Source organism: Ectothiorhodospira lacustris (assembly GCF_022227785.1).
GTDB classification, from domain to species: Bacteria; Pseudomonadota; Gammaproteobacteria; order Ectothiorhodospirales; family Ectothiorhodospiraceae; genus Ectothiorhodospira; species Ectothiorhodospira lacustris.
This window is the reverse complement of the sequence record NZ_JAJNQM010000084.1, coordinates 1-12843: the sequence shown is the minus strand read 5'-3', so window position 1 is coordinate 12843 and position 12843 is coordinate 1. Positions and strand designations below refer to the sequence as shown.

The 12843-nt window shown below is 63.1% G+C and carries 11 protein-coding genes; 8 read left to right on the top strand and 3 right to left on the bottom strand.

All coding sequences use genetic code 11. The features are described from left to right. Positions 1 to 369 precede the first annotated feature (369 nt). Genes LQ952_RS13505 through LQ952_RS13495 form a run of 3 tightly spaced genes read left to right on the top strand, consistent with a single transcriptional unit; the run spans position 370 to position 6189 of the window. Positions 370 to 3477 (top strand): carboxypeptidase-like regulatory domain-containing protein, encoded by a 3108-nt coding sequence (locus tag LQ952_RS13505; protein WP_238623152.1) that lies wholly within the window; start codon positions 370 to 372, stop codon positions 3475 to 3477. Next, positions 3474 to 6002 (top strand): TonB-dependent receptor plug domain-containing protein, encoded by a 2529-nt coding sequence (locus LQ952_RS13500; protein WP_238623151.1) that lies wholly within the window; start codon positions 3474 to 3476, stop codon positions 6000 to 6002. Before LQ952_RS13505 ends, LQ952_RS13500 begins: the two co-directional genes overlap by 4 nt. A gap of 49 nt (positions 6003 to 6051) precedes the next feature. Further along, positions 6052 to 6189: a hypothetical protein gene (locus tag LQ952_RS13495; RefSeq protein ID WP_238623150.1), complete on the top strand. Its 138-nt coding sequence runs from the start codon at positions 6052 to 6054 to the stop codon at positions 6187 to 6189. Between the two features lie 21 nt (positions 6190 to 6210). Here LQ952_RS13495 and LQ952_RS13490 read toward each other — a convergent pair whose 3' ends face one another. Further along, entirely contained in the window at positions 6211 to 7164 is a 954-nt protein-coding gene (locus LQ952_RS13490) for a cobyrinic acid a,c-diamide synthase (RefSeq protein WP_238623149.1), read from the bottom strand. Between the two features lie 56 nt (positions 7165 to 7220). Further along, positions 7221 to 7709, bottom strand: coding sequence for an HMA2 domain-containing protein (locus LQ952_RS13485; RefSeq protein ID WP_238623148.1), 489 nt, complete (start codon positions 7707 to 7709; stop codon positions 7221 to 7223). Between the two features lie 231 nt (positions 7710 to 7940). Here LQ952_RS13485 and LQ952_RS13480 point away from each other — a divergent pair, with 231 nt between their 5' ends. The 5 genes from LQ952_RS13480 (at position 7941) to LQ952_RS13460 (ending at position 11555) form a co-directional block, all read left to right on the top strand. Next, positions 7941 to 8279 (top strand): heavy-metal-associated domain-containing protein, encoded by a 339-nt coding sequence (locus tag LQ952_RS13480; protein ID WP_238623147.1) that lies wholly within the window; start codon positions 7941 to 7943, stop codon positions 8277 to 8279. Positions 8280 to 8367: 88 nt separating this feature from the next. Next, complete coding sequence (locus tag LQ952_RS13475; RefSeq protein WP_238623146.1) at positions 8368 to 8598, top strand: hypothetical protein; 231 nt, start codon at positions 8368 to 8370, stop codon at positions 8596 to 8598. Then, positions 8598 to 8957 carry a hypothetical protein gene (locus tag LQ952_RS13470; protein WP_238623145.1) on the top strand — a complete coding sequence of 120 codons (360 nt, stop codon included), beginning with the start codon at positions 8598 to 8600 and terminating at the stop codon, positions 8955 to 8957. Before LQ952_RS13475 ends, LQ952_RS13470 begins: the two co-directional genes overlap by 1 nt. After that, complete coding sequence (locus LQ952_RS13465) at positions 8950 to 9426, top strand: YtxH domain-containing protein (protein WP_238623144.1); 477 nt, start codon at positions 8950 to 8952, stop codon at positions 9424 to 9426. The genes LQ952_RS13470 and LQ952_RS13465 overlap by 8 nt, the downstream gene beginning before the upstream one ends. Continuing rightward, positions 9426 to 11555 carry a heavy metal translocating P-type ATPase gene (locus LQ952_RS13460; protein ID WP_238623143.1) on the top strand — a complete coding sequence of 710 codons (2130 nt, stop codon included), beginning with the start codon at positions 9426 to 9428 and terminating at the stop codon, positions 11553 to 11555. The genes LQ952_RS13465 and LQ952_RS13460 overlap by 1 nt, the downstream gene beginning before the upstream one ends. A gap of 183 nt (positions 11556 to 11738) precedes the next feature. Here LQ952_RS13460 and LQ952_RS13455 read toward each other — a convergent pair whose 3' ends face one another. Beyond that, on the bottom strand, positions 11739 to 12701 hold the full coding sequence (locus LQ952_RS13455; protein ID WP_238623142.1) for a phage integrase N-terminal SAM-like domain-containing protein: 963 nt from the start codon (positions 12699 to 12701) through the stop codon (positions 11739 to 11741). Positions 12702 to 12843 lie beyond the last annotated feature (142 nt).

The following is a 12843-nucleotide window of genomic DNA, read 5'->3' as shown; positions in this document are numbered from 1 at the left end:
AAAGGTTGAACGCCGGGTTTGCGGGGGGCTCTGAGTGGTTGGGGTTCATGCTGCCTCCAGAGTTTTGATCCAACGTCGCATCAATTGCCCGAGAAGGCCGCCGGGAAGAGGCGTCGATGCTCCTGGGCCTAGTGTATACCCTATGTGATCATTCGCCCTGAAGAAGTGGTGCCTGAAAATATATCGAAATGATATTGGTTATCATTGGTATTTTATTGTAAATTCCTGATCGTGTTTATTATGGTGAGGCCGATCATGGGTTTTCCTGTCATTGTTTCGTCCCTGCGGACGTCCGCTGCGGTACTGTCTCTTGCCCTTATCGTCGCCTGCACGGGCGGGGGAGGGTCCTCCTCGGGGGGAGACGCTTCTGTGCATCTGTCCGGCCTGGTGACGGACCCGCCGATCGAGGGGGCCGCGGTAAGGCTGGTGAATGCCCAGGGCGATGCCCTGTCCACCTTGGAACTCACCGGCAGCGATGGCCGCTTCAGTGTGACCCTGACGCAAGACCTGGCCAGGGAGGTGCACCGGATCCTGGCGCGGGGCGGGATCGACACGGTGACGGGCCAGGTCCTGGGCAATCTGATGTTGAGCGCGCCGCTCGAAGGCGGTGCCGTTGATGACATGCTGGTATCACCATTGACCACGTTGGTGGATCGATCCATGCGTGAGGGTGGCATGAGTCGGGACCAGGCCCTGTCCGCCGTGGCCTCCCGTCTGGCTCTGAGTCCCGCGGTGGTCATGGCCGATCCGGCCGGTGATGCCTCCGCCCAGCGGGCCAGCCTGCTGATGACCGAAATCCTGGTGGCACTGGAAGGCCAGGCCGATCCGTGGCAGCTGCTGGAGGACGCCATGAACGGCATGGCCCCCGGGCGCCTGGACCAGGTGGCCCAGCGCCTTGCCCTGGATCACGCTGGTCCGGTGGGTGACAGGCTTGAAGGCGTGGCCGAACGCGCCGAATATCTGCTGAGCCTGGATGCCGCGGCATCCGCCCAGGAGATGATCCGTGCGTTGGCGTTGCAGAACCTGGGGCATGGCCTGACCCGCTTCTTCGAGATTGCGGGGCAACCCATCCATGACAACCACCTGGTCACTTTGTCCGGTGCCCTTTGGGAAGGCATGGGGAGACGAGGCGTCCCCGCCGAGGGACCGGCCCTGCTCAACATCATCCGCTACGTGTTCCAGGTGCATGAGATGCCTGGCGATCTGAGCGATCCGGCGGCTGACTTGCCCCTGGATGACATCCGTCATGATGTCATCCTCCGGGATCTGGCCGCCCTGCGGGTGATCGACCATACCATTCCCCTGGCCGGCGGCGAGACCCTGGGCATGGACAACGATGCCCGGGCCGCCTACTTCTTCCGCTCCGATGTGTCTCCCACTTATCTGTCCGAACGCCTGTTCGATGGGGTGCTGGATGACGGCGTGTTGGACCCCATGTTCCGGGCCAACGCCTACAATCTCGCCACGGCGGGACTGCTGGATGAGGCCGAACTGACCCTGCGGGCCGCCATCTTCCAGCCCACCGAGCGGGCCATGGCACAGCTGCAGGTGGCCCGGGCGTTGAGTGGGGTCAACGATCTTGAAACGGCCCGCGTGTACTGGAATGCCTCACGTCAGACCTACGAAACCGCCTTGAGGGAAGGCAAGGGCATCAGCAATCTGGAGGGTGATGACGCCGCGTTCTTCCAGTCCCTCAACAGCGATCTGCTCAACGCCGGATTCAGGGACGATGCCGAGACGGCCCTTCTGGCCGTGCGGGAGTTTATCGAATCCCAGCGGGGGCAGCCCCATACCACCGCTTATGGCCGGATTATGGTCAGCTTGAGAGATGCTGCCTCGGCGGCCGTGGATGTGGCCGAAGCGACGGGTCTGTCGGGTAGGGCGTTCAACGATGCGCTGAACGCGGTGGATTTTTTCCGGGAGGCCACCCTGGGGACCGGTCGTCAGCCGCTGGCTGGTCGTTGCGAGGCCATGAAGACCCTGATGGTGACGGCCTACGCCGATTTCTATCGGCGTCTGGGTAGCACCACGGGTATGCGGCAGGCCATTGATGATTTTCGGGGCTTGGCCACCACGGATTGCAATCTGACCTATGGTGCCACCATGAGCCCCCGGATGGCGCCGATTCATGGCGAACTGGGAGACATTCAGACCTATCTGGCCTGGATTGAGGGACATGTCCGTCCGATCAACGAGTCCAACGCCGACTCGGCCCGGGACAATGCGGTGCTTTATCAGGCCCTTGATCGTGCGCTCGGCGGTGATGTTGAAGGGGCCATCAACCAGGTGGCGGCGCAGGCCGACACCGTACAGGCCGCCATCACGCAATTGACCCAGGTGGGTATGGGAGCCAGTGATGTCGGCACGCCTCACCTGGCCGTGCTGCTCTGGCGTCAAGGTGCCCTGGATGAAGCCAGGCAGGTGATGGACGCAGCCTGGGAACTGGCCATGTCCGAGCGGTTTGTGGATGAGTTGACCCATCAACTCATCTCCGCACGGAATTTTCTGGACCAGGGGTGCCGGAAGACCGGGTTGATCCTCAGTCGCATGGGTCAACAGGCGCTGGCCTCTGATCGCATGCAGTCTTGCCATCGGCATGTGGACTCAGTCCTTCACGATGCAAACGTGACAACGGATGATTTGCTGTGGGTGGCCGGGTCCCTGGCCGCGGCTTATCAGCAACTGGACATGGCGGGAGAGGCAGAGCTGATCGATCGCCTCCATGCCCTGGGCAGCGTGTTGAGCAATCCGGTGGCCCGCATCCGTAACCTCATGGAAGTGGCCCTGCTGCGCAGCAGCGGTGGCGATCCCGAAGCAGCCCTGTCGGCGCTGGACGAGGCGGTGGAGATGCTTACCCAGGTGGCAACCTCCTCCAGCGATCAGGCCGCCATCAATCAGGCGCTGGACCTGGTGGCCTTTATCCGCACCGGACAAAGACGTGACTCGCTGATGGAGAGCTACGTCCGGGTCGCCCGGGATCTTCGCCAGACCATCACCCGGACCGGTTGGGCCGATGAGAACCAGCGCCATCAGGTGGCCATGGCCCGGGAACGGGCACGCATGCTGGCGTCGGGGGATGATGCCCTGCCGGGTACCTGGCCGGGATCGCTGGCAATGATCGACGCTCTGTTTGCCGCCAACGACCGCACCACCCAGATCAACTCAGTGGTCAATTGGCTGACCTCCGCCCGCCAGTATGAGACGGCCAGGATGGTGGCCATGGGCATTGAAACGGCGCCGGAGCGTCACCGGCAGTTGCTGAATATTGCCAACGGCATCAGCACCGCCGATGACTTCCCGGGCACGGCCCTGGCTCGCTTCGACTTTGACGGCGACGGGCGTCCGGACTTCTTTAGTCCCGGCAGCAGTGCGGCGGATCGTGCCGCGTCTCCCCTGTCCCTGGATGACGACATCGACGGGGATGGCATTCCCGATACCCAGGATCGTACCCCCTATTGCGCCGGTTGTGACGCATGACGAACCGCTGTGATCCATGCCCGATGTGCCGTGCCGGCTTCAAGCCCGGCACGGTCTGGATACTGACCCTGGTGATTTCCGGATTGCCCGCCCTGGTACAGGCGGAGGAGGCAACGGTGGTGACACTGCCTGCCGACGCCCGACTGGATACCATCGAGGTGCGCCCCACCGATCGGACCCCCCTGGGCGGTGAAACGACCGCCGCCGGTCGTTATCGCTTCGATGCCCGTTACATCGAGCGCTTCGTGGGCGCCGACGGCAGCGTGGACGGCGTACTCCGGCTGGTGCCGGGACTCCAGTTCGGTGAGTCGGCGCTGACGCCGGAATCCCTGTTTGACCTGAGGCCGGAATCCTTTTCCATCTCCGGCGGGCGCTTTTATGAAAACCAGTTCCTGCTGGATGGGGTAAGCATCAGCAATCGTCTGGATCCCGCGGCCAATACACCCAATGCCATCGACGATATCCCCGGCCATGAGCAGTCCCAGTTCATTGACAGTGCGCTGATCGGTGAAATCCGGGTATTCGACAGCAACGTCCCGGCGGAATACAGCCGCTTTACCGGCGGTGTGGTGGAGGTGGAGACCCGGCGTGCGGGTTCAACGCCGCAAGGCAGCGTCTCCTACAGCGCCACCCGCAGCGACTGGGTGAGCTATCGCACCTTTACCCGGGACTGGGACCCGGATTCCGGCGCCTTGCCGCCGGAGCCCCCCGGTACCCCTGAATTCAGCCGGGATCGTCTGGCGCTGAATTATTCCACGCCAGTGGGAGAGGCATCCGGGCTGGTGCTGGGCATCAATCAGTCCCGATCTTCTACCCCGGAGGTGACCCTGGGGCGCAGCCGCTCCCAGGACCAGGAAAACACCAATCTGTTGATGAAGTTGACCACACCCGCCGGGGATCGGGGGTTGCTGGATTTCAGTCTTGGCTATGCCCCTTACCGGAACGAGCGCTTTATCACGGATGTGAAGGACAGCGATTTCACCATCGAAGGCGGTGGCTACAGCATGACCGGCAACCTGGAATACGCCGGGGATCGCCTGGACCAGCAGTTCCGGGTGGGCCTGAATTACAGTGAAAACAGCCGTTCTGCCCCCAAGGATTTCTTCAACTGGGCCAATACCCGCAGTGTGGACTGGGGGCGCCGGGCGGATGTGGGCAACAGCCGCCAGGGGGGCTTTGGTGATCTCGACAAGGAGCAGGCCAGCCTGTCGGGGCGCTGGCTGGCCCAGACCCCGGGTGGACAGGTCGGCCAGGTCCGGATCCGTCATCGTTTCGGGGCCGAGGTCAATCACCAGCGCTACCATTTTCAGCGGGACGAGGATCTCTACATTTTCCAGAATCCCGTGGTGAACAGCGAGGTCCAGTGCCGTGGCAACAGTGACGACTGTCTGCAGCGGGAACAGTATTTCTCTACCCGCAACGTGCATCCCGCCGATGACGTGGAGGTGTCCCTCAACGAAACCGGCCTGTTCGCAGAGACCACCCTGGGTTGGCAGCGCTTGTCGGGCACCTTCGGGCTGCGCTACGACCACGACGACTTTCTCGGCAACCACGACGTGGCCTATCGCACCCGGGGAAGCCTGGACGTCTTTGGCGACGGCCGTACCGTGGTTCGGGCCGGGGTGAACCGCTATTACGGTGCGGCGCTGCTCACCTACAAGCTGCGGGAGGCCCGGTCACCCTTCTATCGGGAGTATCGGGGGACCACCCAGAACATCGTCCGGGACTGGGAACTGGATTCAGGGGAGGGCACCTTCCGCTACGTCTTCCATGATCTGAATACCCCCTACAGCGATGAAGTCATGATCGGTGTGCAGCAGGCCCTGCTGGGTGGCCTGTTCAACCTGCAGCTGGTGCAGCGGGAGAACCGGGATGAATTTGCCCGCACCACTACCGCTGTCCAGCCCGATGGCTACCGCTACTACATCATGAACAACGAAGGACGCAGCCGCTACCGGGGCCTGTCCACGGCCTGGTTCGGGGAGTTCGGCCAGACCCTGGTGGGACTGCACCTGACTTACTCGGAAACCAGGACCTCCAATGCCGACTATGACGATCCGGTGGATGCCACCGGTTCCGGTGAGTATGTCTCCTATCAGGGCAGGCGTGTCCGCTACGGCGAGCTGGACATCCTGAGGGAGGATTTTTCCCGTCCCTGGGTGGCCAACTTCAGTCTGTCCCGTCCCATGGGTGAGCGGGTCGTAGTGGATCTGAACACCCGTTATCGGGGGCGCCATTCCATCATCAACCGCACCGGCCGGGTGGTGGAAGGGAATCGCATCGAGTTGCCCGGCGGCGAGGTGGTGTACGAGAGCCTGGATGTGTACGAGCGAGAAAGCAGACCGGTCACCTTCATCACCGACCTGCGTCTGAGCTATGCCCAGCCAATGCCGCGTTCCACGTTGCTCACCGCCCAATTACAGATCAACAACCTGTTCAACGAACGCACCCATACCGTCGCCTCGGGGCAGAGCGGTGTGGAGATCGGTCGCTACTACTGGGTCAGCCTGAAATATGACTTCTGAAACGACATCGACCGGTGATCACCGGCCTGAACCGGCAAGGAGAACTTCCATGTCAAGATCACGCAAGTGCCTGCTGGCGGGGCTTTTGGCCCTGATGACGGTTTTGCTGTTGTCCGGCTGCGGTGGTGGTGATGGTATCCCCGACGCCCTGGATCGTACCCCTTATTGTCCGGGGTGCACGCGGTAGCATCGATTCACCAACGATATTTCAGGGATCGGCGCGTCCGTACCGATGGGCCTTTTCGGCAAACTGCTGAAGATCCTTGAGGGCCTGTTGCGTGGCCATCGCCGCCTGAGGGCGGTCGGTGGCCACCGCGGAGACCGCCACGGCGGTATCATCCAGGGCGGTCATGATGGCCTCGTTGCGGGCCCCGAGTTCCCGCAGGCGTCGTTCCGTGTCATCCACCAGTTCCAGGCGCCGCTCCAGGGCACGCCTTTCTTCATCGGTGATCCCTGCCGATGGCTTGTCCAGGCGCTGTCTGACGTAGGCCGCGTCCACGCCGGCGATCCCCCTGCTTACCGAGGCCATGGCCTGGAGGGTATCCACCGAGTTTCGACAGGCCTCGGCCACCAGACTCCGGGAGCGTTCAAAGGTGAGCTCCCGGGGATCGAACTTGCTCCGCAGCAGGTCATCCACGTGCAGATAACGGCTGTAGAGCCGATCCGCCTGAATGGCCAGATCCGGGCGGTTCAGCGCCAGCAGGTCCTTTTTGGCCTGCCAGAACCCGAGGATCACGTCATCGGTTTCTGCCGGCGGTTGATCCGGCTGCAACACCGTCAGCCCTTGCTCCCGGGCTTTGCGTTCCAGCGCGGCCCGCTCCCGTGCCGCCTCGGCGGCCAGCCGGGCCTGGCGGTGGCGTTCGGCCCGGGCCTGTTGCCAACGCCGCCAGCCCCGCTCCAGCGGGATGGCCACGGGAATGGCCACCAGACCGGCCAGCCAACCCCAAAGGGAGACTGAAAAGCCGCCCCAGAGGGAGGTGAGCCAGAGGATGAAGGCGATGAAGGGGATGATCAGCCAATAGCGAAGCGCCACCTGCCAGCGGGTGGCGGGATCTGTGGGCAGTGCCAGCCTTGGGTTGATCATGCCGATGATCAACCAGGGCAGGCAGGACAGGAACAGCCCGTAGGCAAAGCTCTGCAGGAATCCGAACATGGAGGGCATTGTAGGGCCTTGCCGGGGGCGGGTCCACGAACTATGCGGAGAGGACTGGGGCCGGTCTACCGGAGCAGATGGCGGCGATAGACCAGCAGATGAACCCCCAGACAGGCCACGAACATCCAGCCGGTGCCGGCATGCCAATATTTCCAGCCCCGTGGGCGCAGCTGCGTCACCGCCAGTGATGTTGCCAGGCTGGTGAGCATGCCCATCTTGGAGACCCGATTCACCCGCATGCGCAGGGATCGCTGGCCGGGCCGGCGCTGGGCTCCGGAGACTGGTGAGGTTCTCTTGATTGAACGGGCAGGGGAGGGGGATGCCGAACCGATGAGGTTGCTGATCCGGGCTTCCATCTCGGCCATGGTACAAGCCGCCTGATCATACTGTACGACCACACTGCCGGCCCCAGGGTTGGGCCGCAGGTCCGTGACACCGTCCAGCGCCAGCAGCTCGCGTTCCAGCCGTTCCCTGGGCACCGCCTGTCGCAGCGATTCGCCTTTGAGCCGCAGCCGGCCCGAGATGGATGAAACAATGGAAATAGGGGTGCCCATGGCCCTGAACTCCTGGAGAGATATCATTACGGGGACGGATGTTGACAATACAGCACGCTATTCGAATCCTTGCAACTTCAGTATGCTCAAACCAAAAACCATTCGATCCCCCGGTCACGTTAGCCAGCCTCCCGCCAGCCAGGTGCCGCAAACTAAGGAGTTTTCCATGTCGACCTGTGACATGTCCTTCCTGCGTCCTGGCTTCGCTTCATCCTTCGGTAAGCTTCACGCATGACCCATGCCGATCTGTTGCTGCAACTCCTGAGCCGGGTGCGCGTCGCCCATCACCTGCGGGGCCGCATTCGCCTGAAACTGGATACCGACCTCAAGGGGTTGGCCGGGGCAGCGGACATCCCCGAGATTGAGCGGATGCTGGACCAGCTTCCCGGCGTGTTCAGCGTCCGTCTCAACCTGCTGGCCCGCTCCTGCCTGGTGGAATACGACCCCGACGTGATACCCATGGCCGCCTGGGAGGACTTCCTCCAGGGGCGCGCCACCGAGGCCGCGGACACCTTGCGCCGGATCGTGCAGCAGGCTCGCCATGAGTTGATGGATGCGGTGCCCGGCTGAACCCGACCGGCGCATCTTTCACGTCAATCCCGGGATGTCCCGCCGGGATGATCCTCACCAGATCCCATAGGATCACAAGGAGCACACCATGTATCACCTGATTCCCTTTGCCGCCGGCGCCGTGGTGGGTGCGCTTGCTGTCAGGCTGCTGCGTACCGACAAGACCCGGCAGGGGCTGGAAAAGGCCCAGGACACCCTGCGCGAGGCCACCGTCTCCAGCCTGAGCAGCATCGAACACGTCTCGGCCCGTGCCCGCAAGCGATTGGAAAACGAATCGCAGCCGGGCAAAGACGGTGCCGATGATGAGCCTGCGCAGTGATGAAGTACCGCCTTCCTGTGGGATACCGTCCTGCACCCCTCGCCCGCACCCCGCGCCGTCCCCTGGACTGTTATGAGGGCTGTTTTACCCGGGGATTCGTGACGGCCGCCTGTATCTCGGCTTTTCAGGATGTGGAACCCCCGCTCAGCCGGCCCGCACTGCGCCGGGTCATGCGCCATGGCCTGCAGGGCGGGACCGCCCTGGTGGCGGGCACCCGCGCCGCCAATGCAGTCAGGCGAGGGGATTATCTGTCGGCAGTGACGGCCGCTACCGCCGGCGCCGCCGGCGTCATGATCATCGAAAGACTCCTGCGCCCCTCCCCGGCGCGGGAAGACAAGGAGCAAAAAAAAGATGGGTAAGAAGCGTAAGAAGAACAAGGCCAGGGAGTCATGGGAGGGGTTTCATGGCTATGGTTACGGCCCGGGATACGGCCCGGGTCCCTGGGCGGGACACGGGCGAGGCTATGGCCCTTCTCCCTGGTATCCGGATGAGGGCGCCCCCGAAGGGGACCCCAGGGCAGGCTATGGTGGTCCCGAAGGCGATGCCTACCAGGACCAGCGGGGCAGACATCGTTACCGGGGTGACGAAGAAGGCTGGCTCCATCGCCTGACCCACATGCTGGATGCCCCCCATCGAGACAAGTTCCTGCTGGGCCTGATGGTGGGGGCCGGCGCCGCCTGGATCCTGAGTGACGAAGAGATGCGTCGCAAGATCATGAAGGCCGGTCTGGACCTGTACGCTGGCATGGCCGGTGGCGTGGAGGAGATCAAGGAGCAGATGGCGGACATCAAGGCCGAGATGGAAGCGGAACGGCACGGAGACCGCTGATGGATGCGCCCTGGTTTGCCCGGCTGGAGCCGGTTCACGCCGTCGCCGGCAGAATCCGCCTGCGCTACCAGTGCCGGCCGGGCATGCCCCTGGAACCCCATCGCATCGAACGGGCAGTGGAATCCCTCCAGGGGGTCTGCCAGGTCCGGGTCAACCGGCGCATTCAGTGTCTGGTGATCCACTATGAAGACAGTCTCACCGATCCCATCCGTCTGGAAAGCGCCCTGCTGACACTGACCGCACCGGTCGTGTCACCGACCGCGCCCCTTCCCGAGCGCCACGGCAGCGGCCTGCCGGCGGTGGGCCTCAGTGGCGCGGTCATGGTGCTGTCCCGCTGGCTGCCCCTGTGGCTGCGACTGCCGCTCACCCTCCTGACCGCCCTGCCGGTGATGGGGGAGGCGGTGCAGGACCTGTGCCGCAAGGGCATCAGTTCCCATGTGCTGGAGGCCCTGGCGGTCATCATCTCCATCGGCCGCCGAGACTATTTTGCCGCCAATACCACCATCCTCCTGCTGGCCTTGGGCGAGTATCTGGAACACACCATCGAACGTCGTTCCGACGAACTGCTCAAGCACCTGCTGCACCCGGCGGATGCGGAGATCTGGGTAGAGCGAGACGGGGTGGAAATCCTGGTCAGTGCCCGCGAGGTGCAAATGGGCGAGACGGTGATTGCCGCCACCGGCACGGTCATCCCGGTGGACGGCACCGTGCTGGGCGGGGAGGCACTGGTGAACGAGGCCACCATGACCGGCGAAAGCGTGCCGGTGGTCCGCCGTCGGGGTGACCCGGCCCTATCCGGCACCCTGGTCGAGGAGGGGCGCATCCGCATCTATGCGGAAAAGGTGGGTCACCATGCCGCGGCGGCCCGGATTGCGGACTTCGTGGAGCACTCCCTGAGCGTGAAGAGCCACACCCAGCTGGAGGCCTCTCAGCTGGCCGACCGGCTGGTGCCCATGGTGCTGGGCCTGTCCGCCGGGACCTGGGCCGTGTCCCGGGACTGGAACCGGGTCGCGGCGGTACTGCAGGCGGACTATTCCTGCGCCCTGAAACTGGCCACGCCGGTGGCCTTCAAGTCGTGCATGTACCGCGCCGGCAAGACCGGCATGCTGGTCAAGGGGGCAGGGGCGCTGGAGCGTCTGGCCGAGGCCGACACGGTGGTCTTCGACAAGACCGGCACCCTCACCTGCGGGGATCTGGAGGTCACCGACTCCATCGCCTTCGATGCCGCCTTCACCTCCGAGGATCTCATCAACCTGGCGGCCTCGGTGGAAGAGCACTACTTTCATCCCCTGGCCATTGCCGTGGTGGAAGCCGCCGAACGGCTGCCCCATCAGCAGCACTTCAACCACAAGGAAGTGGAGTTCATCGTCGCCCACGGGGTGGCCAGCGTCATCGATGACAAGCGCATCGTCGTGGGTTCCCGTCATTTTCTGGAGGAGCACGAGGGGATTGCCATTGCCCCCCAGACCCAGGTGATTGAATCGCTCAAGCGCCAGGGCAAGACGCTGCTCTATATTGGATTCGGTGGCGAGCTGCTCGGGGTGCTGGGTCTCAAGGACCGCCTGCGCCACAACAGCGCCGACACCGTGGCCCGCCTGCGCGGCCTGGGCATCGAGCGCGTCTACATGCTCACCGGGGATCATGAAGACCGTGCCCGGGAGATGGCCGACATACTGGGCCTGGACGGCTATCACGCCGAACTGATGCCGGAGGACAAGGCCCGTATCCTGCAGGAGCTCTCCGCCCAGGGGGCACGCATCGCCTTCGTGGGAGACGGCATCAACGACGCCCCGGCCCTATCCGGCGCCCATGTGGGGATCGCCATGCACCAGGGCGCCGAGATTGCCCGGCTGGCAGCGGACATCACCCTGTTGGAAGACGACATCGCCCGCGTTGCCGATGCCCGCGCCCTGGCCCTGTCGACCCGCGGCCTCATCGACAGCAACTTCCGCCTGACGGTGGGGCTCAATACCGCCATCCTGTCCGCGGCGGCCTTCGGCTGGCTCAGCCCCGTGGCCGCCTCCCTGCTTCACAACGGCAGCACCATCGCCATCCTGCTGCGTGCCCTGTCGGGCGGGGCGCGCGTCGTATCCGCGGGACAATCCTCAAACCAGGCCCCTGGCAATTAGCACGGAAAACCTGACCTGAAACATGAAGTGCGTCACAAAATGAGATAATCTCGACCCCAGGATCAAGCAGCGGAAAGGGACATGGAGTACAGGGAACCCGTGCGGCCCGAATGGGGTAGGGCAGGAGAGGGCGGTTATCCAAGGAAGCTCCCGCTGGACAGGCAGCGGGGGGCGAAGGGTGTTTCAGGCATCCAGGGGGCTTCTGACGGCGAGACCGCCGCGACGGCCCCTGTTCCCTTTGCCGCATCTCACCATGATCAATCCCCGGTCAAATTCCACGTCCTGTACGCGAATCCGCAGGCATTCCATCAGTCTCATACCGGTCCCGTAGAGCAGAGAGGCGACGAGCCAGGGAACCCCCGCCAGTTCGCCAAGCATGCGCCGCACTTCTGCCCGGGAGAGCACCGTGGGCAATCGCCTGGGGCGTTTCGCCCTGGAAAATGGGCCGATATCTCCAAGGGGTTGTTCAAGCACCTTACTGAACAGGAAGACCAGCGCGTTCAAGGCTTGGTTCTGAGTACTAATGGAGACATTGCGTGTGACCGCAAGATACTGGAGGAAATCAGCCACCTGCGCAGCCCCCAGACTGGAAGGTGCCTGACCATCGCAATGGTGGATGAATCTGCAGATCCAGCTTATATAGGATTTTTCCGTCCTGATGGACATGTTGCGGGTTCGCATCACCGCAACGAGCTTTTCAAAAACAGGCTGATGGGAAAGTATCAACGGCGCAAAGCGTTTGTCACCCACATGCCGGGCAAACTCCGCCGATGTGAGAGGCACATATTCCCGGGCCAGCGTCGCGTGCTGTGGTTCCAGCGCCCTGGCCGAAGCGCGCCAGTAGTCCCAGTCGAACGCTTCACTCCATTCCGTGCGTGCCAACTTATACAGAATCTGTATAGCATCGATGACCTGAAGGTATTGCCAGGGCTTCAGGCTGGGGAATTCGCCCACTTTGAGCAGATAGGCCGAGACATCGTCAGGGGTCAGGGAAGCCAATCGCTGGCGGGGGAAAGCACGGATGAACTGCTCCGCCCGAATCCGATACCAGCGCACCGATTCAGGCTTGATTCCTTTTTGAATCAGATGTTTGCTAAAGCGGGACCAGAAAACGCGCTCTTTGTCCGTAAGAGGAGGTTTGGCCATGTCCTTGGCTCCAATCAGGGTCTGACGAAACTACTTCCTGATGATGCAATACTTTGGGGATGGGTGGCAAGGTCCGAAGGTCTGAAGCCATGCTACACAGAATCTGTCTTTCCTGGGAAAGGCCGATTCTGTCGAATATACT

Coding starts and splice junctions, on each gene's coding strand:
- LQ952_RS13465 (WP_238623144.1), top strand. CDS start 8,950: ATGGGTAAGAAGCGTAAGAAGAACAAGGCCAGGGAGTCATGGGAGGGG.
- LQ952_RS13475 (WP_238623146.1), top strand. CDS start 8,368: ATGTATCACCTGATTCCCTTTGCCGCCGGCGCCGTGGTGGGTGCGCTT.
- LQ952_RS13485 (WP_238623148.1), bottom strand. CDS start 7,709: ATGGGCACCCCTATTTCCATTGTTTCATCCATCTCGGGCCGGCTGCGG.
- LQ952_RS13495 (WP_238623150.1), top strand. CDS start 6,052: ATGTCAAGATCACGCAAGTGCCTGCTGGCGGGGCTTTTGGCCCTGATG.
- LQ952_RS13500 (WP_238623151.1), top strand. CDS start 3,474: ATGACGAACCGCTGTGATCCATGCCCGATGTGCCGTGCCGGCTTCAAG.
- LQ952_RS13455 (WP_238623142.1), bottom strand. CDS start 12,701: ATGGCCAAACCTCCTCTTACGGACAAAGAGCGCGTTTTCTGGTCCCGC.
- LQ952_RS13460 (WP_238623143.1), top strand. CDS start 9,426: ATGGATGCGCCCTGGTTTGCCCGGCTGGAGCCGGTTCACGCCGTCGCC.
- LQ952_RS13470 (WP_238623145.1), top strand. CDS start 8,598: ATGAAGTACCGCCTTCCTGTGGGATACCGTCCTGCACCCCTCGCCCGC.
- LQ952_RS13490 (WP_238623149.1), bottom strand. CDS start 7,164: ATGCCCTCCATGTTCGGATTCCTGCAGAGCTTTGCCTACGGGCTGTTC.
- LQ952_RS13480 (WP_238623147.1), top strand. CDS start 7,941: ATGACCCATGCCGATCTGTTGCTGCAACTCCTGAGCCGGGTGCGCGTC.